General features: G+C 76.0%; 21 protein-coding genes. 13 read left to right on the top strand and 8 right to left on the bottom strand.

Annotated elements, in window-relative coordinates; translation table 11 throughout:
- Nucleotides 1-92: 92 nt before the first annotated feature.
- Nucleotides 93-1,457 carry an FAD-dependent oxidoreductase gene (locus PGB27_RS04100; protein ID WP_274199079.1) on the top strand — a complete coding sequence of 455 codons (1,365 nt, stop codon included), beginning with the start codon at nt 93-95 and terminating at the stop codon, nt 1,455-1,457.
- On the opposite strand, the gene PGB27_RS04095 is transcribed toward PGB27_RS04100, so the two are convergent.
- Entirely contained in the window at nt 1,352-3,379 is a 2,028-nt protein-coding gene (locus tag PGB27_RS04095) for a DUF2339 domain-containing protein (RefSeq protein WP_274199078.1), read from the bottom strand. The genes PGB27_RS04100 and PGB27_RS04095 overlap by 106 nt on opposite strands.
- Before the next feature lie 156 nt (nt 3,380-3,535).
- Between PGB27_RS04095 and PGB27_RS04090 the strand changes: the two genes are divergently transcribed.
- From PGB27_RS04090 to PGB27_RS04075, 4 genes are all read left to right on the top strand, one after another.
- Nucleotides 3,536-3,742, top strand: coding sequence for a hypothetical protein (locus tag PGB27_RS04090; protein ID WP_274199077.1), 207 nt, complete (start codon nt 3,536-3,538; stop codon nt 3,740-3,742).
- A 73-nt stretch (nt 3,743-3,815) separates the two neighbouring features.
- Nucleotides 3,816-4,916, top strand: a complete 1,101-nt coding sequence (locus PGB27_RS04085) for a M24 family metallopeptidase (protein ID WP_274199076.1) — start codon at nt 3,816-3,818, stop codon at nt 4,914-4,916.
- On the top strand, nt 4,910-6,505 hold the full coding sequence (gene lnt, locus PGB27_RS04080; protein WP_274199075.1) for an apolipoprotein N-acyltransferase: 1,596 nt from the start codon (nt 4,910-4,912) through the stop codon (nt 6,503-6,505). The genes PGB27_RS04085 and lnt overlap by 7 nt, the downstream gene beginning before the upstream one ends.
- The gene (locus tag PGB27_RS04075) at nt 6,502-7,272 is read left to right on the top strand and encodes a polyprenol monophosphomannose synthase (RefSeq protein WP_274199074.1); all 771 of its coding nucleotides are present in this window, start codon (nt 6,502-6,504) and stop codon (nt 7,270-7,272) included. Before lnt ends, PGB27_RS04075 begins: the two co-directional genes overlap by 4 nt.
- Before the next feature lie 6 nt (nt 7,273-7,278).
- Here PGB27_RS04075 and PGB27_RS04070 read toward each other — a convergent pair whose 3' ends face one another.
- Complete coding sequence (locus PGB27_RS04070; protein WP_274199073.1) at nt 7,279-7,737, bottom strand: MarR family winged helix-turn-helix transcriptional regulator; 459 nt, start codon at nt 7,735-7,737, stop codon at nt 7,279-7,281.
- 28 nt (nt 7,738-7,765) lie between these two features.
- Here PGB27_RS04070 and PGB27_RS04065 point away from each other — a divergent pair, with 28 nt between their 5' ends.
- A complete protein-coding gene (locus tag PGB27_RS04065) occupies nt 7,766-8,281 on the top strand; it encodes a cupin domain-containing protein (protein WP_274199072.1) in 516 nt (171 codons plus the stop codon).
- Nucleotides 8,282-8,354: 73 nt separating this feature from the next.
- On the opposite strand, the gene PGB27_RS04060 is transcribed toward PGB27_RS04065, so the two are convergent.
- Together PGB27_RS04060 and PGB27_RS04055 are read right to left on the bottom strand one after the other, a co-directional pair.
- Nucleotides 8,355-8,699: an RNA polymerase-binding protein RbpA gene (locus tag PGB27_RS04060; protein WP_133828683.1), complete on the bottom strand. Its 345-nt coding sequence runs from the start codon at nt 8,697-8,699 to the stop codon at nt 8,355-8,357.
- 203 nt (nt 8,700-8,902) lie between these two features.
- Nucleotides 8,903-9,712 (bottom strand): glycerophosphodiester phosphodiesterase family protein, encoded by an 810-nt coding sequence (locus PGB27_RS04055; RefSeq protein ID WP_274199071.1) that lies wholly within the window; start codon nt 9,710-9,712, stop codon nt 8,903-8,905.
- A 229-nt stretch (nt 9,713-9,941) separates the two neighbouring features.
- Here PGB27_RS04055 and PGB27_RS04050 point away from each other — a divergent pair, with 229 nt between their 5' ends.
- Nucleotides 9,942-10,772 (top strand): hypothetical protein, encoded by an 831-nt coding sequence (locus tag PGB27_RS04050; protein ID WP_274199070.1) that lies wholly within the window; start codon nt 9,942-9,944, stop codon nt 10,770-10,772.
- Between the two features lie 3 nt (nt 10,773-10,775).
- Here PGB27_RS04050 and ligD read toward each other — a convergent pair whose 3' ends face one another.
- The 3 genes from ligD to PGB27_RS04035 form a co-directional block, all read right to left on the bottom strand.
- A complete protein-coding gene (ligD, locus tag PGB27_RS04045; protein WP_274199069.1) occupies nt 10,776-12,248 on the bottom strand; it encodes a non-homologous end-joining DNA ligase in 1,473 nt (490 codons plus the stop codon).
- Nucleotides 12,249-12,258: 10 nt separating this feature from the next.
- Nucleotides 12,259-13,356 (bottom strand): extracellular catalytic domain type 1 short-chain-length polyhydroxyalkanoate depolymerase, encoded by a 1,098-nt coding sequence (locus PGB27_RS04040; protein WP_274199068.1) that lies wholly within the window; start codon nt 13,354-13,356, stop codon nt 12,259-12,261.
- 61 nt (nt 13,357-13,417) lie between these two features.
- Nucleotides 13,418-13,816 (bottom strand): CopG family transcriptional regulator, encoded by a 399-nt coding sequence (locus PGB27_RS04035; protein ID WP_274199067.1) that lies wholly within the window; start codon nt 13,814-13,816, stop codon nt 13,418-13,420.
- 138 nt (nt 13,817-13,954) lie between these two features.
- On the opposite strand from PGB27_RS04035, the gene PGB27_RS04030 reads away from it, so the two are divergent.
- The 4 genes from PGB27_RS04030 (at nt 13,955) to PGB27_RS04010 (ending at nt 18,783) form a co-directional block, all read left to right on the top strand.
- A complete protein-coding gene (locus tag PGB27_RS04030) occupies nt 13,955-15,415 on the top strand; it encodes a thioredoxin domain-containing protein (RefSeq protein ID WP_274199066.1) in 1,461 nt (486 codons plus the stop codon).
- A complete protein-coding gene (locus tag PGB27_RS29350; RefSeq protein WP_332843747.1) occupies nt 15,415-15,957 on the top strand; it encodes a UGSC family (seleno)protein in 543 nt (180 codons plus the stop codon). Before PGB27_RS04030 ends, PGB27_RS29350 begins: the two co-directional genes overlap by 1 nt.
- A gap of 163 nt (nt 15,958-16,120) precedes the next feature.
- Nucleotides 16,121-17,533 (top strand): FAD-binding oxidoreductase, encoded by a 1,413-nt coding sequence (locus PGB27_RS04015; RefSeq protein ID WP_274199063.1) that lies wholly within the window; start codon nt 16,121-16,123, stop codon nt 17,531-17,533.
- Nucleotides 17,534-17,544: 11 nt separating this feature from the next.
- On the top strand, nt 17,545-18,783 hold the full coding sequence (locus tag PGB27_RS04010) for a class I SAM-dependent methyltransferase (RefSeq protein WP_408630006.1): 1,239 nt from the start codon (nt 17,545-17,547) through the stop codon (nt 18,781-18,783).
- On the opposite strand, the gene PGB27_RS04005 is transcribed toward PGB27_RS04010, so the two are convergent.
- Entirely contained in the window at nt 18,731-19,384 is a 654-nt protein-coding gene (locus PGB27_RS04005; RefSeq protein ID WP_274199062.1) for a sigma-70 family RNA polymerase sigma factor, read from the bottom strand. The genes PGB27_RS04010 and PGB27_RS04005 overlap by 53 nt on opposite strands.
- Before the next feature lie 526 nt (nt 19,385-19,910).
- Here PGB27_RS04005 and PGB27_RS04000 point away from each other — a divergent pair.
- Complete coding sequence (locus PGB27_RS04000) at nt 19,911-22,277, top strand: protein kinase domain-containing protein (RefSeq protein WP_274199061.1); 2,367 nt, start codon at nt 19,911-19,913, stop codon at nt 22,275-22,277.
- 52 nt (nt 22,278-22,329) lie between these two features.
- Nucleotides 22,330-23,415, top strand: a complete 1,086-nt coding sequence (locus PGB27_RS03995; protein ID WP_274199060.1) for an AbrB family transcriptional regulator — start codon at nt 22,330-22,332, stop codon at nt 23,413-23,415.
- The last annotated feature ends 22 nt before the right edge of the window (nt 23,416-23,437 follow it).

Here is a 23,437-nt window from a genome sequence, read left to right as displayed (position 1 = left end):
GCGCGTCCGGCCGGGCGCCGAGGGTCACCGTGCTTGACGGCCCGCCCTCGGCGGGAGTGCCCTGGTCCGGGCAGCGCACCCCGGGAGCCGCCATGGACACCGTCGTCGTCGGCGCAGGACCCACCGGGCTCGTCGCCGCCGTCGCGCTGGCCCGCCGCGGCCACCGCGTGACGCTGGTCGACGACGACCCCGGCCCGGTCACCGACGAGCGGTGGGTGCGGCGCGGGGTGATGCAGTTCCACCACCCGCACGCGTTCCGGGCGCAGGCCCTCGACGTGGTGCGCGCCGAGGTGCCCGAGGTGATCGGCGCGCTGCTCGCCCGCGGCGCCGAGCCGATGACCGTGGACCCGACCGCCGCGCCCCCGAACGACGGCGAGCTGGCACCCGGGACGGGGCTGCGCTGCCGGCGGATGGTGGTCGAGCGCGAGCTGCGCCGGGTCGCCGACCGCGAGCCCGGCGTGACGCGGGTGCCGGCCCGGGTGCGCGGTCTCCTCGCCGAGCGGGGGCGCGCCACCGGCGTGCGGATCGGGGACGGCCGTCTCGACGCCGACCTGGTGCTGGTCGCGGCCGGACGGTCGGGCCGGGTGGGCGAGGGGCTGCGGGCGCCCGAGGAGTCCTCCGCCTGTGCCTCGGCCTACGTCTCGCGGCAGTACCGCCTGCGGCCCGGGGCCGAGCCGGGGCCGCAGAACTCGGTGCTCGGCGCGGTGGCGCTGCACGACGGCTACACCGTGGTCGTCTTCCGGCACGACGCCGGCGTCTTCTCGACGCTGATCGCCCGGTCCGTCGCCGACCGGCGGCTGGTCGGGCTGCGCCACGAGGCCGCGTTCGACGCCGCGGCCCGCGCGATCCCGCTGCTCGCCGCGTGGACCGACCCGGCGCGGGCGCACCCGATCACGCCGGTGCTGCCGGGCGGGCGCCTGCACAACACCTACCGCGGTCAGCTCGACGACGCCGGCCGGGTGCCGCTGCCGGGGACGGTGTTCCTCGGCGACGCGGTGTGCACCACGAACCCCATCGCGGGCCGCGGGGTGGCGACGTCGTTGATGCAGGTCGAGCGCTTCCTCGCCCTGGTCGACGAGCACGGCGCCGACCACGTCGCCACCGTGCTCGCCCTCGACGCGTGGTGCGACGAGCACCTGCGGCCGTGGTTCCTCGACCACCTCGCCACCGACGCCGCCCAGGCCGCTCGGTGGGCGGGCGAGGACGTCGACCCGACCCGGCCCCCGACCTCGGACCTCGTGGTGTCGGCGACCGAGGTCGACCCGACCCTGATGCGCGTCGTCGGCCCGTACCTCGGGATGACGGCCCCGCCGGGCTCGCTCGCCGCGGTGCACCCGCGGGTCCGGGAGATCTACGCCTCCGGGTGGCGGCCGTCCGTCGCGGAGGGTCCGACGGTCGGCGAGCTGGCGGAGCTCGTGTCCTCGTCGGTACCCGTGCCCGCGACGGCCCGGGCGTAGCCGGCGCCGGCCGCCAGCAGGACCAGCCCGGCGCCGAGAAACGCCGCGACGCGGGCGAGGCCGTCGAGCGCGGTGAGGTCGAAGGTCAGCAGCTTGACCACCGCGGCCACGACCAGCACCCCGCCGAGGATGCGCGGCAGCGCCGACTGCAGGCCGCGGACCAGCAGCACCAGGGCGAGCGCGGTCCACGACACGGTGACCAGCACGTGCCCGGTGAGGAACGCGCCGCGTGTCGGCGACACCAGCAGCGCGCCCGCCACGACCGTGCCCGTCGCGCCGTAGAGCCCGACCGCGCCGAGGCCCGCGACGGCCGCTGCGGCCCGGCCGCGGTCGGCCAGCGCCCCGAGCCGGGCCAGCGCGACGATGCCGGCGGCCGCGACGGCGACCAGGAGCACCGACGTGGCGAGCGCCCCGGCGAGCTCGCCGACCACGCCCGTCGTCGCGGCGCCGCCCGGGGCGGTGAGGACGAAGGGGCGGGTGGGGAAGTCGGCGAGGAGGTCCGCCGGCGCGTCGACGGCCAGCGCGGCGGCCCCGCCGACGAGGGCGAGCGCGGCGGCGGCGACCAGCGGCCCCGGGCGTCGGGTGGCGGCCGCGGCGACCGCGAGCACGGCGGCCTCGGCGAGCAGCGGCACGGCGGCCGGGCCCGAGCCGATCGCGATGAGGGTGGCGACGAGCAGCGCGGCCGTGCCGGCGGTGCCGGCGACCAGCGCGAGCGCGCGGTGCCCGACGGGGGCGGCCGTGCGGTCCAGGGCGACGACGGCCAGCAGCAGGGCGACCGCGACGCCGCCGGCGACCAGGGCCCCGGGCACGCGGGCCAGCCCCGGGGCGACGAGCAGGACCGGGAGCACCGGCGCCCCGAGCAGCGCCGCGGCGATCGCCCGGCCGGGCGCGCCGACGAGCACGGCGGACACCCCGCCCGCGACGAGGACCGCGAGCACGGCGAGGGTGGTCGGCAGGTCGGCGAACGTCCCGCCCGCGAGGAAACGGACCGCGGCACCGAGCGCGGCCAGCGTGGTCGCGAGCGCGGCGACGGCGGCCACGACGGGCCAGGCGCGGCGGCGGGCGACGGCCACCGCGGCGACCTGGGCGGCGAGCAGCAGCGCGACGAGGGTGGGGGTCGGCGCGCCCACGACCAGCGGGGCCGCGAGCGCGGCGGCGACGAGCACGCCGAGCGCGAGGCCGCGGTGCCGCCAGCGGTCGGCGAGCGCGAGGCCGCCGGCGGTCACGACCAGGGCGAGCGGGGCGGCGAGCGCGAGGGGGAGCAGGGCGTAGAGCGCGACGGCGGCGACGTCGGCGAGGAAGAGGGTCGCCACGCCCGTCGCGACGAGGGCGACGGCGCCGGCCGGGGCGTCGCCACCGGTGCCGGTGCGGCGCCGCACCACGATCCCCGCGCCGGCGAGCGCGAGGCCGAGCAGCGCGCCCCCGGCCACCCGCGCGCCGGGGCCGAACCAGCCCCGGTCGGCGGCGAGGACGAGCAGCAGCACGACGCCGAGGACGGTGGTCGCGGCGCCGGCGACGGCGATGAGGCGGGCCGGGGTCCAGGCGATGCGGGGTGCGCGCGGCGGGCGGGGCACGCGCGGCGGACGCGGCGGGCCGGGCGGCGCCGGCGGCCCCCAGGCACCGGGCGGCACCCAGGGGCCGGCGGGCGGCTGCTGGGGGCCCGGACCCGGCACCGGACCCGGCACGTGGCCCGGGACCGGACCCGGCACGTGGCCCGGGATCGGATCCGGCACCGGGACCGGCCAGGACGGCGGCGGGGTCAGCGGCGGGGTCAGCGGCGGGACAGGGCCCGGCACCGGGGACCCCGACGCCGAGCGCGCACCTCGCAGGGCGGTGCGGATGCGGTCGACCTCGCGGGCGACGCCGGCGAGGTCGTCGTCGAGGCGGGCGAGCAGCGCGTCCTGGGACACCGGGCTGGTCATGCCCTGCAGCGTTCCGCCCGGCGGGCCCCGGCTCCAGGGGACATCTACTCAGCTATCGGTCCCGCGCGTCCTGCGTGACGTCGACCTCGATCGGGCACGAGGATCACGCCGGACCGGCACCGCCGGGAGTCCACGACGAGGGGAGAGTTCGGAACCATGGGCGACATCGCGTCCAAGCTCGACAAGGAGTACGAGAACAAGTCGGCGCAGGAGATCGCCGACGCGCCGGTCGCCGCGCTGCAGGGCGTCAGCGAGGACGACGCGAAGAAGCTCCAGGAGGCCTTCAACATCAAGACGGTCCGCGACCTGGGCACCAACAAGTACTTCCTCTGGGCGCAGGCGTTCGCCAAGCTCGCCGAGTGACGTCACCGGGCGCGCCCCGGGTCCTCCCCGGGGCGCGCCCGCCCGGCATCCGCCTGACCTAGGCTCGGCGACCATGAGCACCACCGACCACGTCGCCGCGCGCCTCGAGCGCGCGCGGGCCGCCGCCCGGCAGGCCGGGGTGGACGCCCTGGTCGTGACCCCGGGCCCCGACCTGCGGTACCTCACCGGCGTCGTCAAGCACTCGCACGAGCGGCTCTCGGCCCTGCTCCTGCCCACGGACGGCGACCCCGCGTTCGTGGTCCCGACGCTCGAGCGCCCGGGCCTCGACGGGTCGGCGATCGAGGCGATGGACGTGCTCACCTGGACCGACGGGGTCGACCCGCACGCGCTCGCGGCGTCGCGTCTCGGGGCCCCGGCACGGGTCGCCGTGGCCGCGGACATGCCCGCCCTGCACGTCCTGGGCCTGCGCGACGCCCTGCCCGGCGCGACGCTCGAGCTCGCCACCCCGATCCTGCGCCAGCTGCGGATGCGCAAGGACGCCGAGGAGATCGCCTCGCTGCGCACGGCCGGCGCGGCGATCGACGACGTCCACGCCCGCGTGCCGCAGTGGCTGGTCGCGGGGCGGACCGAGGCCGAGGTCGGCGAGGACATCACCCGCGCGATCGTCGAGACCGGGCACGCCGAGGCCGCGTTCGTCATCGTCGGCTCGGGGCCCAACGGGGCGAGCCCGCACCACGAGGTGTCCGACCGGGTGCTCGCGACCGGGGACGTCGTCGTCGTCGACATCGGCGGCCCGCTGCCCGACGGCTACAACTCCGACTCGACACGCACCTACGTCGTCGGCGAGCCCGACGCCGAGGTCCGCGACGTCTACGCCGTGCTGCAGCGCGCGCAGGCCGCGGCGGTCGACGCGGTGCGCCCGGGCGTCACGGCCGCGAGCATCGACGAGACCGCCCGCGCGATCATCCGCGACGCCGGCTACGGCGAGTACTTCGTGCACCGGACCGGCCACGGCATCGGGCTCGAGGTGCACGAGGAGCCCTACATCGTCGACGGCAACGACCTCGTCCTCGAGCCGGGCATGGCGTTCAGCGTCGAGCCCGGCATCTACTTCCCGGGCCGCTGGGGCGCGCGGATCGAGGACATCGTCGTCGTCACCGACGCCGGCTGCGAGCCGGTGAACCGCCGGCCCCACGACCTGCAGTCGTGCTGACGGCCGACCCTGGATCCGAGCGAAGGGGCCCTTCGCGCGATCTACTCGAGCGAAGGGCCCCTTCGCTCAGGTCGTGGCTGCGGCCGGTCGGCGCCGTCGTCGCCGGGCTCCTGCTCTACGTCGCGTTCCCGCCGTTCGGGGCGTGGTGGGCGGCCCCGTTGGGGATCGCGCTGGTCGTCGCGGTCGTCGACGGCCGGCGCCTGCGGACGGCGGGCGGGCTCGGGCTGCTGGTGGGCCTGGCCTACCAGTGGCCGCTGCTGCACTGGACCGGCGAGTACGTCGGCGCCGTCTGGTTCCTGCTGCTCGCGGCGCTGACGGTGGTCGTCGCGGTGCCGGTCGCGCTGCTGCCGCTGGTGACGCGGCTGCCCGGCGCGCCGCTGTGGGCGGCCTGCCTGTGGACCGCCGGCGAGGCGGTCATCGAGCGGTGGCCGTTCGCGGGCTTCCCCTGGGCCAAGCTCGCGTTCGGGCAGCCCGGCGGGCCGTTCGCGTCGCTGGCCTCGCTGGGGGGCGCGCCGCTGGTCACGTTCGCGGTCGCGCTGTCGGGCGCCGGGCTGTGGGCCCTGGTGGTGGCGCTGCGGGGACCCCGGCGGGGACCGGCCGTCGCGGGCGCGCTCGTCGCGGTGCTGCTCGGGCCGGTCGTCGGGCTCGCCGCGTGGCCGTCGGTCGCCGCGGACACGCCCGGCCCGACCGTCACCGTCGCCGCCGTCCAGGGCAACGTCCCGCGCGCCGGGCTCGACTTCAACGCCCAGCGCCGCGCGGTGCTCGACAACCACGTGGCGCAGACCCGCCGCCTCGCCGAGGACGCGCGCGCCGGCCGGACCCCGCGGCCCGACCTGGTCATCTGGCCGGAGAACTCCTCGGACATCGACCCGCTGCGCAACGCCGACGCCGGGGCGGCGATCCAGGCGGTCACCGACGAGGTCGGGGTGCCGGTCGTCGTCGGCGCGGTGCTCTCGGGGACCCGCGGCGCCGACGGCACGCTGGTCCAGGGGCCGCGGAACACGGCGATCGTCTGGCTGCCCGGCACTGGACCGGCCGCCACGTACACCAAGCGGCACATCCTCCCGTTCGGCGAGTACATCCCACTGCGGGCGATCGCCGAGCAGGTCTCGCCGCTGGTCGACCGCGTCGTCGACTTCGAGCCCGGCACCGGTTCCGGTGTCCTGCCGGCCGGGCCGGCGCGCCTGGGCGTCGTCACCTGCTACGAGGTGGTGTTCGACGACGCCGTCCGGGACGCCGTGCGCGGGGGAGCGGACCTGCTCACCGTGCCGACGAACAACGCGACGTTCGGCTACAGCGACATGACCTACCAGCAGCAGGGCATGTCCCGGCTGCGCGCGATCGAGCACGACCGGGCCGTGGTGATCGCCGCGACGAGCGGGCAGAGCGCCGTCGTCGCGCCCGACGGGACGCTGCAGGCCCGCACCGGCGCGCTGTTCACCCCGGGCGTGCTCGTCGAGCGGGTGCCGCTGCGGACCACGACGACGCTCGCCACCCGCGTCGGTCCGGCGCCGGAGTGGGTGCTCGCGGCCCTGGGGGTGGGGGCGATCGTGGCGGGTGCGGTGCGGCGTCGGCGGGGCAGCGCGTGAGCGGACCCGCCCCCGACGGGTCGGACGTGCTGGTCACGGTGCCGACCTTCAACGAGCGCGAGAGCCTGCCCGGGCTCGTGACGCGGCTGCTCGCCACCCTGCCCGGCCTGCGGATCCTCGTCGTCGACGACGGCAGCCCCGACGGCACCGGCGCGCTCGCGGAGACGATCGCCGCCGTCGAGCCGCGGGTCCGCGTGCACCACCACGCGCCGCGCGCGGGCCTCGGCGCGGCGTACGTGGACGCGTTCCGGCGGGTGCTGGACGACGGGTGCGCCTTCGTCGCCGACGTCGGGTGGATCGTGCAGATGGACGCCGACGGCTCGCACGCGCCCGAGGAGCTCCCGCGCCTGCTGGCCGCGGCCCCCGAGGCCGACGTGGTGCTGGGCTCGCGCTACGTCCCCGGCGGTGGCACGGAGGGCTGGGCGTGGCACCGCCGGCTGCTCTCGCGCGCCGGCAACGTCTACTCCCGGCGCGCGCTCGCCCTGCCGCTGCACGACGTGACGGGCGGTTACCGCTGCTTCCGCCGGTCCGCGCTCGCCGGCCTGCAGATCCCGACCGTCGCGTCGGAGGGCTACTGCTTCCAGGTCGACGTGGCCTTCCGCGTGCAGCGGTCGGGCCTGCGGGTGCGCGAGGTGCCGATCACGTTCGTCGAGCGCGCGCACGGCGAGTCGAAGATGAGCGGCGAGGTCGTGCGCGAGGCGCTGTGGCGCATCACGTCGTGGGCCGTGCGCGACCGGGTGCGGCGGCGGCGAGCACGGCCGCGCTGACGGGCCTCACGACCGGGCGATCCGGCGGACCGTCTCGAGGTCCTCGCGGAGGGCCTCGACCCGCTCCGCGCCGAGGGCCGCGGCGATCCGCTCCTCGAGGTCGGGGACGAGGTCCTGGGCGATGGCGACGACCTCGCGCCCGCGGTCGGTGGGTCGGACGAGCTTCGCCCGGCGATCGCGCGGGTCGGGCTCGCGGACCAGGTAGCCGCGGGACTCGAGGTGGATCACGAGCTCGGCCATGGCCTGCTTGGTGATCTGGGCGCGGTCGGCGAGCTCGCTGACCGTCGTCCCCGTCTCGTCGAGGTACTGGAACACCGCGCCGTGCGCCGCCCGCACATCACCGTGCCCGCGCTCCGCGAGCCGGGTGAGGACGAGGTCGTTGAGCGCGATGAACGCCTCCCGCATCAGCACGGCCAGGTTGGTGGGCCGCTCCCGGCCGGCGGTGCGGGGCCGAGGCCTTGACATTCGACAGGGCTCCTGTCTGAATCGGCAGATGGACAAGCTACCTGTCGACTATGCCACCTGCGACTGTCTCCGGCTGGGCACCGACGAGCTCGTGGTGCTCATGAGCACCGCCGAGTCCGGCGGCGACCTGTTCGCCGTCGAGCTCCGCATGCCCCCGGGCGGCGGACCACCGGTCATGCACCGCCACGAGCCCAGCGAGGTCTACTGCGTCCGCCGCGGCGAGCTCACCTTCTACACCGGCGAGCTGCTCGCGGACGGCGGGTGGACCCGGGTGCGGCGCGTCGTCGCCGGGCCGGGCGACGTCGTCCCGCTGCCCGGCGGCACACCGCACACCATCCGCAACGAGTCCGACACCGACGCCGTGGCCTTCGGCGTGCACGCGCCCGGCGCCGTCATGGAGGGCTTCGCCCGCGCCGGAGCCGCGCTGGCCGCCGACGGCCCGCCGGCGATGGCCGACGTCCTGGCCCTCGCCGCCCGGCACGGGGTCGAGCTGCTGGGCCCGATCCCGGATCCCCGGTCGGCCGGCGCGACGGCACGTGGATGACACCCTCGCGCACACGAAAGGACCGCCGCGGCCGGGTGGCCGGGGCGGTCCTCGTCGCGTACCTCGTGCGCGCTCAGGCGCTCTCGGAGCGGCGCTCCTTGAGCAGACCGAGGCGCTCGTCGAGCAGCTCCTCCAGCTCGGGGACCGAGCGGCGCTCGAGCAGCATGTCCCAGTGGGTGCGCGGCGGCTTGGCCTTCTTCTGCTCGGGCTCGGTGCCGTCGATGCGCTTGCCCTCGTCGCCGTGCAGACGGCACTCCCAGGTCACCGGCGCCTCGGCGTCGTCCGAGAACGGCACCTCGAAGTCGTGGCCCTTGGGGCAGCGGTAGGCGAAGGAACGGCGGGGGGCGAGGTCGTGGTCGCGGTCGGTCTCGTAGCTGACGGCCCCGAGACGGCTGCCACGGAGGACGCGGTCGGCCATGATGGTGTCCTTTCCTCGACTGCGTGTGCGCCCGAGACGCACGGCCGCCGGGCACGGGGTGGTCAACGCCGGACCGTCGCTGTTCGTTCCCGCGACCGCCGGTGTTCATCCCCTCCGTGACCGGTCTCACCGATCCGGCTGCACACGGGGCGAATACCCGTACGTCACAACGCCCACACGGCCCCGGTTGTGCCCGACCTGCCTCACCCCGTCCCGTCGGCGGGCGCCGTCCACGTCCCGCGGGTGACGAGGACGTCGCGCAGCAGGTCGGGGCGGTCGGTCATGATGCCGTCGACGCCGAGGTCGAGCAGGCGGTGCATCTCGGAGGTGCGGTCGACGGTCCAGGCGTGGACCTCGACGCCGAGCTCGTGCGCCGTGGCGATCATGGCCCGGTCGATCACCGTCATCACCCCGAACCGCACCGGCAGCTGCGCGAGGTCGCCCCGCACGCGCAGCGCCCGCCGCAGCGGCCCGCGTACCGGGGACACGGCCAGCGCCCGCAGGCGCAGTGCCGACCGCGACGCGATCCCCGTGACGACGCGGTCGCCGTACCGCGCGCGCACGGCGTCCAGCCGCCGCTCGTCCATGCTGGCCACGGCCACGCGCTCGGCGACGTCGTCGCGCTCGAGCAGCCGCAGCATCGGCTCGAGGGTGCCGGGGGCCTTGAGGTCGACGTTGAACCGCGTGTCGGGCAGCGCCTCGAGGACCTCCTCGAGGCGTGGGAGCGGTTCGCGCCCGCGCAGGCGGACGTCGGCGAGGTCGGCCCACGGCATGCTGCGCAGGACCCCGGGGTGGCCGGCGACCCGACGCAGGGTCGCGTCGTGGTGGACGACGAGGACGCCGTCGGCGGTGGCGTGGACGTCGGTCTCGAGGTGCGTGTAGCCCTCGAGGGACGCGCGCCGGAAGGCGGCGAGCGAGTTCTCCAGACCGTCGAGGTCGCCGATGTGCCAACCGCGGTGCGCGAACGCGCGGGGGACGGGACCGGCCAGGAACGGGTGGGTCGACCGGGTCACGGGGCCCGAGTGTGCCCGGTCGCGGGACGCGGCGCTGGGTGCGGCGACCCTGGCGCACGGTCCGGCACGGTCCGGCACGGCGCCGCGCGGCCCGACCATCCGTGCCACGATGACTGCTGCAGATCGCCGTGATCGTTCCCACGTTTCGGGGAGAGGCCGGGCCACCTTGGGGGCGCGTGTGTACGTGCCGTAGTCTTGGCGATCACACTGGGCTGAGGGGGAGCGCAGGATGTCGAAGCGGTCGGGGGGTGAGCCCTCGTGGTGGTCGTCGGGCTCCGTCCCCGACGAGCTGCCCGCCTGGGCGCGCCGTGGTCTCGAGGAGGCGCCCGCCGACCTGACGCCCTCCGCGCCCGTGCCGTCGGGGCGCCACCGGCGGCGCCGCGGCGCGGTCGCGGGTGCCGGCGCGGCCGGGACGCACCGTCTCCGCGGCTGGGGTCTCGCGGCGGCCTCCGTCGCCGCCGCGGCCGCGGTCGTCCCCGTCGCGATCTCGACGCTCGCCGACAGCGGCGAGAACACCGCCCTCCCGCGCGTCGGCACCTTCCCGGTGGTCGCGCCGGGTGACCTGGAGGGTCAGGCCCCGCCCGGCACGCGCACCGTGCCGCGCAGCCCCGCCGACGCCCCGGCCACCGGCTCCGACGCGGCGGTGCTCCCGCCGCTGGCCGACCCGACCGTCGCCGTCGCCCAGCCGCCGCGCACCGTCACCCTCGCCCCCCGCGCGCTGCGTGAGGACGACGAGACCACCAGCACCCGCCGACCCACCTCGACGACCACCACCGACGAGGACGAGGAGACCCCGACCCCCCGCGACGACGACGAGGGCGAGGGCGGCGAGGACGGGGGCGGCTCGTCCGGCGGCGGTCGCGACGGCGGCTCGGGCTCGTCGGGTGGCTCGTCGGGTGGCTCGTCCGGTGGGTCCTCGGGTGGTTCCTCCGGTGGATCCGGCGGATCCGGTGGCTCGCGGGGCGGTGGACTCGTCGGCGGCGTCGGTGACGCCGTCGGGGGCGTGGTGAACGGCGCCGGGCGCGCCGTCGGCGGCGTCGGCAACTCCCTGCTGCGCTGACCGCTACCCGGCCGACGGCGCCTCGGGCAGCTCGGGGCGGGTGACGCCCTCGCCCAGCGCGGCGGCGTACAGGTCCCCGTGGGCCTCGACCCGGGCCAGCACGTCGGCCGGCGAGAACGTCAGCTCCCGGACCTCGCGGGCGGCCTCCACCTCGTCCCAGGTCAACGGCGTCGAGACGGTCGGCGCGCCGTTCGCCGCCCGCGCGCGCAGCGAGTACGGCGCGACCGTGGTCTTCGCGGTGTTGTTCTGGCTCCAGTCGACGAAGATCTTCCCGCGGCGGCGGTCCTTGGCCATGATCGAGGTGACCCGCCGCGGGGTCTCGCGGGCGAGGAGCTCGGCGACGGCCTTCGCGTAGGTCGACGTGCGGCCCGGGTCGTCGACGCGCACCGCGGCGCTGACCTGCATGCCCTTGCTGCCGCTCGTCTTCGGGCAGGGCGCGAGGCCGTCGGCGGCGAGCACCTCCCGCACCCGCTCCGCGATCCGCGCGCAGTCGACCACCGTGGTGCCCTCGCCGGGGTCGAGGTCGAAGACGAGCTCGTCGGGCGGCTGCACCCGGTCGTCCTCGTCGACGCGCCACTGCGGCACGTGCAGCTCGAGGACGGCGAGGTTCGCCAGGTAGACGAGCGTCGCGAGCTCCTCGACGACCACGAAGTTCGCCGTCGCCGAGCCGCGGCTGCTGCCCGGGGTGGGCACGGTGACGCTGCGCAGCCACTCGGGGGCCTTGGCCCCGGCGTTCTTCTCGTAGAACGACGGCGCCGAGATGCCGTCCGGGAAGCGGCGCAGGGTCAGGGGACGTCCGGCGAGGTGGGGGAGCAGGGTGTCGGCGACGCGGGCGTAGTAGTCGACCACCGACGCCTTGGGGACGTCGGGGTAGAGCTCCTTGTCGAGGTTCGACAGCCGCAGGCTGCGGCCTCCGACGGTCACGCGCGGCGACTGGGCGGAGGCGTCCCGCGGCGGGGCCGCCGTGTCCGTCTTCCGGCGCTGGACGAGCCAGTCCTTCTCCTCGTGATCGTTCCTGCCGTCGCGGTCGGGCTTGAAGAACACGAAGCGCCCGGACACCCGCTCGCCGTGCAGGGTCACCGCGACCTCGCTGTCGGACCACTTCTCGGTCTCGTAGCGCCCGGAGTCCCAGATCGTCATCGACCCGCCGCCGTACTCGCCGGCCGGGATCTCGCCGTGGAACTCGAGGTACTCCAGCGGGTGGTCCTCGGTGTGCACGGCGAGCCGCGGCGCGCCGGGCTTGTCCGGCAGGCCCCGCGGCACCGCCCAGCACACGAGCACGCCGTCCCGCTCGAAGCGCACGTCGTAGTGCAGCCGGCGGGCGTGGTGCTCCTGGACGACGAAGCGGTCGCCGGCGGGCCGGTCCGACGACGTCAGCTCCGCTCCGCTGCGTCCCGCAGGCCCGCCGACCTGCCCGAACGGCTCCGGCGTGCGCGCCGGGTCCCGCTTGGCGTTGTACTCGGAGAGGTCGGGCACGGGTCGTGGTCTACACGACGCCCCCGTCGGCGGTGAAGCCGAAGAACCCGAGCATCGCCGTGGCGGCGTCGGGGCCCGACGGGTCGGCGTACGCGACGCCCGGCCTCCCGCCCGACCACGCGTGGCCGAGCCCGTGCACGGTCCACGACTCCGCGAGCACCCGCCCGCCGGGCTCGGTGCAGCGCTCGCGCGTCCAGCGCCGGCCGCCGTCGACCTGCCCGCTCGTGCGGTCCCGCTCGACCCGACCGGCCCGGCCCAGGGCCGAGCGCACGACGGCGTCGGCGTTGCCGGGCGCCACGGTCCGGTCGCCGTCGCCGTGCACGACCACCAGCGGCACCGGCCCCGCGTCGGCGACGTCCGCCGGGGGCGACGACATGGCCGCGAACGCCGAGCCGACGTCGCGGGCGGCGCGGTGGGGGAGCCCGGAGTGCACGCCGGCGCCGCAGAACACGTCCGGGTGGGTGGCGGCCATGACCGCCGCCATCGCCGCGCCGGCGGAGAACCCGGCGACGGCGACGCGCGCGGTGTCGGTGTGCAGCTCGTCGGTGACGGCGCGGGTGATCGCGGCGATGATCGCCGGCTCGCCGCCGTCGCGGGTCTGGTCGCCGGGGCGGAACCAGTTCCAGTAGCCCATCGCGTTGGCCTGCCGGGACTGCTCGGGGTAGACGACCGCGACACCCGCGCGCGCGGCCGCCTCGTCCATCCCCGTGCAGGCGGCGAACCCGTCGGCGTCCTGCGTGCCGCCGTGCAGCATGACCACCAGCGGCGCCCCGGACGGCAGGCCCGGTGGGACGAAGAGCCGGTAGGCGCGGCGGTCGCCGCCGGCCGACGCGGCGCCGCGCGTCACGGTGCCCGCGGCGCGGTCGGAGCCGGTGCCGCCGGAGCTCGGCGTCGGCATCCCGGACAGGGGCGAGGCCATCGGGGCGGACATCGGTGAGGACATGCCCGACATGCCCGGCAGGCCGGTGCCGAGGCGTTCCTGGATGCGGGCGGTCGCGTCCATGAGCCGGCCCTCGCGCACGAGCCGGGTCGCGTCGGACCAGCCTCCCTGGGTGGCCGCCGCGCCGGCGGCGGTGCTGGCGGCCGTGCGGATCGCCTCGGTCAACATCCTGCGGGCACGGGACACGGCGACCTCCGGGGGTCGGTGGTGGTGGAGCGTACGGAGCGGCTCAGACGATCCGGGACGCCAGCGCGGCCTTCACCGCGCGGCTGGCCCGGAACGCCCCGAGCACCTCGACCGAGGCGATGGTCGCCAGGGCCAGGTCGGGCGGGACGTCGTCGGCGACGGTGGCCAGCCCCAGCACCCGGACGTGCACCTGCTCGCCCGCGTCGCGCAGGGCCTCGAGGTCGCGCCGGGTGAAGTGCTGGGTGCCGAGGACGAGGGTCCGGCGCGCGACGGTCTGCTCGATCGCGCGCTCGCTGGTGGCGAGCTGATTGCGGACGGCGGTGCGGATGAAGTCGGTGCGGGTGGTGAAGAACCCCTCCTGCACGAGCAGGTCGATCCGGCCGAGGTCGACCGGGCCGAGGTTGACCGTGATCTTCTCGGTCCGCTCCGGTTCAGCGACCACGACACCCTCCCGAAGCCATCCATATGGATGGTGCACGGAGGGCGGGCCGCGCGCAACCTCAGGGTCGCACGGCTCGTCGACCAGGCCGGTCGCTCGACGAGCAGATGTCCGGGCACGGACCGCGGTAGCGTGCGGCCCGTGACCACCACGGCGACCACGGCGGCGTCGACCGGGGTGGAGCCCCCGGCGGACGGCCTCGTGGTCGTCGTCAAGCAGGACTGCCCGACGTGTCAGCTCGTGGCGCCGGTGCTCGGCGAGCTCGTGGACCGCGGCGCGACCGTCTACAGCCAGGACGACCCCGCGTTCCCGCCCGGCGTCGAGGTCCGCGACGACACCGCCCTCGACGCCAGCGTCGCGCTGGGCATCGACGTCGTGCCGACCCTGCTGCGCCGCGAGGGCGGGCGCGAGACCGCGCGGGCCGAGGGGTGGGACCGGGCGACGTGGCGGGAGCTCTCGGGCGTCGCCGACCTCGGCGCGGACCTGCCCGACTGGAAGCCCGGCTGCGGCTCGCGCACCCACGACCCGGCGGTCGCCGACGCGATGCTCGTGCGCGCCCGCGGCCACGAGCTCACCGCCCGCCGCGTCGAGCTCGCCGGGCTCGAGGACGAGGCCGAGGCCCTCTACGACCGCGGCTGGACCGACGGGCTCCCGGTCGTCGCGCCGACCCCGCCCCGCGTCCTGCGGATGCTGGCCGGCACGACCCGCGCGCCCGACGAGGTCGTCGCCGTCGTGCCGCCGAACCTCGTGCCCGCGACCGTCGAGAAGGTCGCGATCAACGCCGTCCTCGCCGGCTGCCGGCCCGAGTACCTGCCGGTGGTGCTCGCGGCGGTCGAGGCCGTGTGCGCCGAGGAGTTCAACGCCCACGGCCTGCTCGCCACCACGTGGGGCGCGGCGCCGGCGGTGCTGGTCCACGGGCCGGTCGCCCGCCGGATCGGGGTGAACAGCGGCGGGAACGCGCTGGGCCAGGGCACGCGGGCGAACTCGACGATCGGGCGCGCGGTGCAGCTGGTGATCCGCAACGTCGGCGGCGGGCGGCCCGGCGAGGTCGACCGGGCGACGCTCGGCCAGCCCGGCAAGGTCGGCCTGTGCTTCGCCGAGGACGAGGAGAGCTCGCCCTGGGAGCCCCTGTCGGTCGGGCGCGGGGTGCCGGCCGGGACGTCGGCGGTCACGGTGTTCGCGACCGAGGGACCCCGCGGCGTCGTCGACCAGATCTCGCGGACCCCGGAGTCGCTGGCCCGCTCGCTCGCGGTCGCGCTGCGCGGGGTCGGGCACCCGAAGCTCGCGCCGGGCTTCGACGCGATGCTCGTGCTGAGCCCCGAGCACGTCGCGGTGTTCGCCGAGGCCGGGTGGGACCGGGCGCGGTTCACCGCCGCGCTCGCCGAGCTGCTCCTGCTCCCGCCCGAGGAGCTCGCCCGCGGCGCCGACGGCATCGAGGAGGGCGTGCCCGAGCCCACCCGGCCGCGCCCGAAGTTCCGCCCCGACGGGCTGCTGGTCGCCGTCGCCGGCGGGGGAGCGGGCAAGTTCTCCGCCGTGCTCGGCGGCTGGGTCGGCGGGCCCGGCGGCAGCAGCCCGGTCACGCGCGTCATCGAGGAGGCCTGATGGTCAGCCCTGTCACCGTCGTGCTCGACCCGACCGACGAGTCCCGCCCCGCCGCGCGCACGGTCGGGCCGCGCCCCGACGACCTCGCCGGGCGCACGGTCGGGCTGCTCGACATCGCCAAGCCGCGCGGCGACGTCTTCCTCGACCGGCTCGCGGATCTGCTCACCGAGCGCGGCGCGACGGTCCGCCGCTACGCCAAGCCGACCTTCACCAAGCCGATGCCCACGGACCTGCGCGCGGAGATCACCGCGCAGTGCGACGTCGTGATCGAGGCCCTCGCCGATTGAGGCTCGTGCACGTCGTGCAGTGTGCACGACCTCGCCGCCCTCGAGGCCGACGGCGTCACCGCCACGTTCGTCGCGTCCAGCGAGTTCGTGACGGCCACCGACGCCCAGGCCCGCGCGCTGGGCTTCGCGTCGGTGCCCGCGGTCTACGTCGCCCACCCGATCCAGGACCGCACCGACCCCGAGATGGCGGCCCTCGCCGACGAGGCGCTGCCCCGGGTGCTGGCGGCGGTCACGGGAGCGTCCCCGGCCGGGTAGGACTCCCCACCCCGCCGGACACGCCGCGTGGCACAGCGGACACGGTGCGTCGAGCGTCCGCTCGGGTGGCACACGGAACATCGGAACATCGGTGCTCCGGGCCTCACAGCGGGCATACGCTCCCTCGGGATCCGGGAGGGAGCACCCAGATGACGGTCGGCTCATGACGACGGTGACGGACGCCGAGACCGCCCACCGCCGCGCGGTGGACGCGGTGCGGGCGGGTCTCGCGGCGCTGCCCGCGGACGCCCCGGTACGGCTGCGCAAGAAGACCTCGAACCTCTTCCGCTTCCGCGGGGGAGCGGGCGGGCTGACCGTCGAGGGCCTCGACCGCGTCCTCGCGGTCGACCCCGAGGCGCGCACCGCCGACGTCGCGGGCATGACCACCTACGAGCACCTCGTCGCGGCGACCCTGCCGTACGGGCTGATGCCGCTGGTCGTACCGCAGCTCAAGACGATCACGCTCGGGGGAGCGGTGGTCGGGCTCGGGATCGAGTCGTCGTCGTTCCGCAACGGCCTGCCCCACGAGTCGGTCCTCGACGCCGACGTGCTCACCGGCACCGGCGACATCCTCTCGACGCGAGCACCAGCGGCCGGCTCCGCAGGCTCCGCGTCCGGGGACCACCCCGACCTCCTCTCGGGACTGCCCAACTCCTACGGGACGCTCGGCTACGCGCTGCGCCTGACGATCGAGCTCGCGCCGGTCCGGCCGTTCGTGCGGCTGCGCCACGTCCGGTTCGGCACCGCCGAGGAGGTCGCGCAGGCGCTCGCCGAGGTCTCCGCGTCACGGACCTGGGAGGGGCAGCGGGTCGACTTCTGCGACGGCGTCGTCTTCTCCGCCGACGAGCACTACATGACCGTCGGCGAGATGGTCGACACCGCGCCGTACCTCTCGGACTACACCGGCCAGCAGATCTACTACCGGTCCATCCAGGAGCTGCCCAGGAATTCAGGAGTCGCAGTCGACTTCCTGACCATCCACGACTACCTGTGGCGCTGGGACACCGACTGGTTCTGGTGCTCGCGGGCGCTCGGCGTGCAGCACCCGGTGGTGCGCCGGCTCTGGCCCGCGCGGTACCGGCGCTCGGACGTCTACCGCCGGATCGTCGCGCTCGACCGGCGCACGGGCCTGTCCCAGGCCCTGGCGCGCCGCGGTGGCGTGGCCGGCGTCGAACCGGTCATCCAGGACGTCGAGGTGCCGGTGGACCGGCTGGCGGAGTTCCTCGCGTTCTTCCACGACGAGATCGGGATCAGCCCGATCTGGTTGTGCCCGCTGCGCCAGCGTGACCGGCGCAGCTGGCCGCTCTACCCGCTCGACCCCGACACGACCTACGTCAACATCGGGTTCTGGTCCGACGCCCCGCTCGCCGAGGGCCAGGCGCCGGACCACCACAACCGGCGCATCGAGCAGGTGCTCATGGGGCTGGACGGCCACAAGTCGCTGTACTCGACCGCCAGCTACACCCCGGACGAGTTCGACGCGCTCTACGGGGGGACGACCTACCGGGACCTCAAGGCTCGGTACGACCCGGACGGCCGTCTCCCGGACCTCTACACCAAGACCGTGACGGGCTGAGGAGGATCGCCGTGCAGGTCGCCGAGATGTTCCGACCGGTGCTGGGGGAGCAGGCCCCTGTCGCCATCCGTGCCTACGACGGGAGCACGTCGACGCCGGGCGGCGCCGACCCCGTCGCCACCGTCGACGTGCGCAGCGAGACGGCCCTCGCCTACCTCGCCGGCTCGCCGAACAGCCTGGGCCTCGCGCGGGCGTTCGTCTCCGGGCACCTCGACGTGGACGGCGACATCTACGAGGCCCTCAGCGCGATGAGCGAGCTGACGGTGTCCGACGTGCCGCCCTCGACGCTCATGCGCATGGCCGCGCGCCTGGCCCCGCTGCGGCTGCGCCACCGCGTCGCCCCGCCGCCCGAGGAGCACCGCCAGCACGGGCGCCGGCACTCCAAGGACCGCGACTCCGAGGCCATCGAGCACCACTACGACGTCTCGAACCGGTTCTACGAGATGGTCCTCGGGCCCTCGATGACCTACACGTGCGCGGTCTACCCGTCGGAGACCGCGACGCTGGAGGAGGCCCAGGACACCAAGCACGCGCTGGTGGCCGAGAAGCTGCGCCTCGAGCCCGGGATGCGGCTGCTCGACGTCGGCTGCGGCTGGGGCCAGATGTCGATGCACGCCGCCGAGAGGCACGGGGTGCAGGCGCTGGGCGTGACGCTGTCGCGCGACCAGGCCACGTGGGCGCAGAAGGAGGTCGCGCGCCGCGGGCTCGGGGACCTCGTCGAGATCCGTCACGGCGACTACCGCGACGTCACCGAGACCGGCTTCGACGCGGTCAGCTCGATCGGGCTCACCGAGCACATCGGGCGGCGCAACATCCCGGGCTACTTCAAGTTCCTCTACGGCAAGCTGCGCCCGGGCGGGCGGCTGCTCAACCACTGCATCACCCGGCCCGACGCGCACCACCGCGCCCACGCCGACCCGTTCATCGACCGCTACGTCTTCCCCGACGGCGAGCTCCTGCCGATCGGCTGGCTGATCTCGCAGATGAACGGCGCGGGCTTCGAGATCCGTCACGAGGAGAACCTCCGCGAGCACTACGCGAGGACGCTCGCGGGCTGGTCGGCGAACCTCGAGGCGCACTGGGACGCCTGCGTCGAGGAGGCCGGGGAGGGGCGCGCCCGCGTGTGGCGGCTCTACATGCCCGCGTGCCAGGTGGGGTTCGACCTCAACAACATCCAGCTCCACCAGGTGCTGGGGGTCAAGCTCGGCCCCGGCGCGCGCTCCGGGTTCCCGCTGCGCCCCGCGTACTGAGCACACCGCGCGGCGGGGTGTCGTCGGGCCCGCGCTCCTCGTCGGGCGCCCCGAGGACACCCCGCAGCTTGGCCACCGCGCGGTGCTGGGCGACGCGGACCGCGCCCGGCGTCGACCCGACCGCGACCGCCGTCTCCTCGGCCGAGAGCCCGACGACGACGCGCAGCACGAGGATCTCGCGCTGCTTGGCCGGCAGCTGGGCGAGCAGGACGCGCATCTCCGCGCTGGCCGACGCCTCGAGGGCGTGCTGCTCGGGACCGACGGCCTCGGTGAAGCCCTCGGGTACCTCGTCGGTGGGGTCGGAGCGGTCGCGGCCGGCGTGGCGGTGGGCGTCGACGACCTTGTGCGCCGCGATGCCGTAGACGAACGCGAGGAACGGCTTGCCCTGGTCGGTGTAGGTCGGCAACGCCTTGAGGACCGCCAGGCACACCTCCTGCGCGACGTCGTCCGCGGCCACACCGGCGCGGTCGGTGCCCAGCCGCGAGCGGCAGTAGCGCACGACCAGGGGCCGCAGGATCGCGAGCAGCTGGTTGAGCGCGGCCCGGTCGCCGGCCACGACGGCCGCGACCAGCCGGTCGATCTCGTCGGATTCCTCGGTCACCGGCGCCCCCACCGGTGTCCTGGTGCAACCACGGTTCCCCCCGAGCACGCCCGGACCGTGGGCCCGGACCTTCCACTGAAAGTGATCGACCGTCACGCAGCGGAGACAGGTGTCCCGTGACGCGACCCGGCCGTGACCCCACCGTGCTCGATCAGGTGGGCAGTGGGAAGGAGGCGCGCGGTCGGCGGACGGACTGTCCGCCGGGCGGCCGATCGATCGTGCCCGATTCAACGTCCGGCCACGGACGAGCCTCCGTCACCGGTCGACACGCGACGGCGAACGGATCTCGGTCACCGACATGGCCCAACGGCCCGCCGAGGCCGTGCCGTCGCCACGTCCTCGACGGCGTGACACGCGGTGCCCGGGCTCCTGCAGGTCGGTATCGATCCGATAATCGACATTATGTCATCTCGTCAGGAGGGAACCGGGGACGGCCGATCGTCGATCTCTCCCCTCCGTGACCTGGACTGACCTACGATGCCGACCGCGACGGTCCCGGGCTCCCGCGGGGCCACCGGGGGGCGGCGTGGACAGCGAGGACCGTGGCGGCAACGGCCGCGACGACGGCGGCCCGGGCGGCCCCGTGGACGCCGCCGGTCCGGACGGCCCGGCGGACGGCGACCGGTTCGGCCGGTACCGCCTCGAGGGCCTCATCGGCTCCGGCGGCATGGGCGACGTCTACCAGGCCATGGACACGCAGCACGACCGCGTCGTCGCCCTCAAGCTGCTCCCCGCGCTGTTCAGCGGCAGCGCCGAGTTCCAGGAGCGCTTCCGTCGCGAGTCCCGGATCGCCGCCCGCCTGCGCGACCCGCACATCATCCCGATCCACGACTTCGGCGAGATCGACGCCCGCCTCTACATCGACATGCGCCTCGTCGACGGCGGGACGACCATCGCGACGCTGCTGCGCGACGAGGGCCCCCTGCCGGCCGCCCGCGCGGTCCACCTCGTCGCGCAGGCCGCCGAGGGTCTCGACGCCGCGCACGGCGACGGGCTGATCCACCGCGACGTCAAGCCGTCCAACGTCCTCGTCACCGCGCGCGACTTCGTCTACGTCATGGACTTCGGCATCGCGCACGCCGTCGGGCAGACGAAGTTCGGTCTGACGATGACCGGCTCGACGGTCGGGACGATCGACTACATGGCGCCCGAGCGGTTCGTCAACGGGCCCGTGGACCGGCGGGTCGACGTCTACGCCCTCGGGTGCCTGCTCTTCCAGTGCCTGACCGGACGCCCACCGTTCGAGGCCGCCGAGGCGCCGGCGCTGATGTACGCCCACGTCCACGGCGAGCCGCCGCGGCCCGGCGACCTCGTCCCCGACGTCCCCCCGGCGCTCGACGAGGTCGTCGTCACCGCGATGGCCAAGGACCCCGACGACCGCTACCCCACGGCCGGCGCGTTCGGCGAGGCCGCCCGCCGCGCCCTCGGGAGCGGCGGTGGCGGACGGACCCGCGTACTCGCCGGCGAGCACCTCACGACGCCGGTCCCCCACGGCACGCGTCCCTCCGATCCGGGGACGGACGACCGCCCCCCGCCCGCCGGGGCTCGTCCCTCCGGTCCCGCACCGTCCGGTTCCCGGCCGTCCGGACCCGGGCCGTCTGGACCTCCGCCGCCCGGTTCCCGGCCGTCCGGGCCCACCCCGTCCGGGCCCCTGCCCGCCGCTGCCGGCCCGGGGGCGGTGTCGGGAGCGGTCGGCGCGGCACCGACCGCCGCCGTGCACACCGGGCCCACCGGCGGCCGCCCGGCCACGGGACCCGAGGACCGGGGCACACCCGCCGCTCCCCCGGCGACCCCACCGACCCCACCGGCCGAGCCCCCGGCGTCCGACGGCGCGGGCTCGGCGCCGTCCCGACGCCCCGGCCGGCAGGCCCTGCTCGTGGTCGCCGGCTGCGTGGTGATCGTGCTCGCGGTCGTCGCGGTGCTGCTCGTGGCCCTGCGCGAGCCCGACGCGCCGCCGCCGGTGGCCTCCGCCGGCGCCGCGGTCAGCGCCCCCACGGCGACGGTCACCGGGTCCGTGCCGACCCCGCCCACACCCGGCTCGCTCGCGGTCGCACCCGGCGGGCGGATCGCGTACGTCGCCAACCGCGAGCCGCGCGTGATCACGGTCGTCGACCTCCTCACCGGCACCACGCGGCGCACCATCCCGGTGCCCGCCGCCCCGCCGCGGTTCATCGCGTTCTCCGCCGACGGCGCCCGGGCCTACGTCAGCGCCTACACCGACGACGACGCGGTGAACGTGGTGTCGGTGATCGACACCGCCTCGGGCGGCATCGTCGCCGTCGTGCCCGTCGACCGGCGGCCCTACGCCCTCGCGGTCGCCCCCGACCAGCGCAGCGTCTGGGTCCCCAGCCACGACGACGCGACCATCGACGTCCTCGACACCACCTCGCTCACCATCACCCGGCGCATCGATGTCGCGCCCAACCCGCACTGGATCGCGTTCGGCGGCGGCCGCGCGTACGTCGCCAACCACGAGTCGGACCTGGTCACGGTCCTCGACCAGACCACCGGCGCCACCCGCACGACCGTGCCCGTCGGCCGGAGCCCCCACGCGCTCGCGGTCTCCCCCGACGGCACCCGCGTCGCCGTCGCGAACTACGACGGCAACGGGGTGTCGTTCATCGACACCGCCACCGACCGCCTCGCGGTCACCGTGCCGGTGGGCCGCGGCCCGCAGTACGTGTCCTACGCGGGCGACGGGCGCCACGTCTACACCGCGAACGTGCAGGACGGGACGGTGTCGGTGATCGACACGACGACGTCGACGGTGTCGGGCACCGTGCCGGTCTGCTCGTCGCCGACGAGCGTCGTGGTGGTGCCCCCGGAGAACACGACCGCCCGCGTGAGCTGCCTCGACGAGTCCCGGCTCGCCGTGCTGCGGATCGCGGAGTGACGCCGGTCGGCGGCGGGGCGCGGGAGGTCGCCGGAGCCTAGGCTCGCCCGCGGTGGCGGAGCGGAGCACGCGGTGGCCCGGCGCGGCGGGCCGGTGGGCCCTGCTCGGCGTTCTCACCGCCGTCGCCACCGTCGCGCTCACCGTGCTGGCGGTCCCCTCCGCGGCGCTGTTCGCCGGGCTCCTCGTGGCGACGGTCGTCGCGCTCGCCGGCCTCGGGCCCCGGGCCGTCGCACCCCGCGCCACGTCGGCCGCGCAGGCCGTCATCGGCGTCGTCATCGGCCTGCTCGCGCGCCCCGAGACGCTGGGCGCCGTGGCCGCCGACTGGCTGCCGGTCCTGCTCATCAGCGTCGGCACCCTGCTCGCGAGCATGGCCGCGGGGCTGCTCATGGGCCTGCAGCGCGGGGTGTCGCCGCTGACCGGGGTGCTCGCCCAGACCGCCGGCGGCGCGTCCGGGCTCGTCGCGATCAGCCGGGATCTGGGCGGGGACGAACGCGTGGTGTCCGTGGTGCAGTACCTGCGGGTCGGGCTGGTGACGGCGGCGATGCCGGTGGTCGCGGTCGTGGGCTACGGCGCCGCGCACGTCGACGGCGCAGGCCCCGCACCCACCGCCGAGCCGGCGGCGCCGTGGTGGCTCGGGATCGCCGTCCTGGTCGGGTGCAGCGTCGTCGGCGTGCCCCTCGCCCGCCTGCTGCACGTCCCGGCCGGGTCGCTGCTCGGCCCGATGGTGGTGGCGGCGGGCCTGAGCCTCGCGGGGCTGGTCGGCGCCGCGAGCGTGCCGAGCCTGGTCGTCGACCTCGCCTACGCGGTGATCGGGTGGCAGGCGGGCCTGCGGTTCACCCGCGCGGCGCTGGTCACCGTGCTGCGGGTCCTCCCCCTCGCCACGGCGCTCATCCTCGCGGTGATCGTCGTCTGCGCGGGCCTGGGGCTCCTGCTGTCGTGGGTCACCGGCATGACGCTGCTCGAGGGCTACCTCGCGACCACCCCCGGCGGCATCTACGCCGTGCTCGCGACCGCCATCTCGTCAGGCGTCGACGTCACCTCGGTCGTCGCGGTGCAGGTGCTGCGCGTGCTGCTGATGCTGCTCGTGGCGCCCCTGCTGGCCCGGGTGGTGGGACGCCGGGCGCCCGGGCCGGCGTGAGGATCACGCCCACGACACCTTC

Origin of the sequence: Actinomycetospora lemnae (assembly GCF_028737315.1) — a bacterium.
In the GTDB taxonomy this organism is placed as follows: domain Bacteria; phylum Actinomycetota; class Actinomycetes; order Mycobacteriales; family Pseudonocardiaceae; genus Actinomycetospora; species Actinomycetospora lemnae.
The sequence above is the reverse complement of the archived record's forward strand: the minus strand, read 5'-3'. Positions and strand labels throughout refer to the sequence as shown.

Coding starts and splice junctions, on each gene's coding strand:
- PGB27_RS04100 (WP_274199079.1), top strand. CDS start 93: ATGGACACCGTCGTCGTCGGCGCAGGACCCACCGGGCTCGTCGCCGCC.
- PGB27_RS04095 (WP_274199078.1), bottom strand. CDS start 3,379: ATGACCAGCCCGGTGTCCCAGGACGCGCTGCTCGCCCGCCTCGACGAC.
- PGB27_RS04090 (WP_274199077.1), top strand. CDS start 3,536: ATGGGCGACATCGCGTCCAAGCTCGACAAGGAGTACGAGAACAAGTCG.
- PGB27_RS04085 (WP_274199076.1), top strand. CDS start 3,816: ATGAGCACCACCGACCACGTCGCCGCGCGCCTCGAGCGCGCGCGGGCC.
- PGB27_RS04070 (WP_274199073.1), bottom strand. CDS start 7,737: ATGTCAAGGCCTCGGCCCCGCACCGCCGGCCGGGAGCGGCCCACCAAC.
- PGB27_RS04065 (WP_274199072.1), top strand. CDS start 7,766: ATGGACAAGCTACCTGTCGACTATGCCACCTGCGACTGTCTCCGGCTG.
- PGB27_RS04060 (WP_133828683.1), bottom strand. CDS start 8,699: ATGGCCGACCGCGTCCTCCGTGGCAGCCGTCTCGGGGCCGTCAGCTAC.
- PGB27_RS04050 (WP_274199070.1), top strand. CDS start 9,942: ATGTCGAAGCGGTCGGGGGGTGAGCCCTCGTGGTGGTCGTCGGGCTCC.
- PGB27_RS04040 (WP_274199068.1), bottom strand. CDS start 13,356: ATGTTGACCGAGGCGATCCGCACGGCCGCCAGCACCGCCGCCGGCGCG.
- PGB27_RS04015 (WP_274199063.1), top strand. CDS start 16,121: ATGACGACGGTGACGGACGCCGAGACCGCCCACCGCCGCGCGGTGGAC.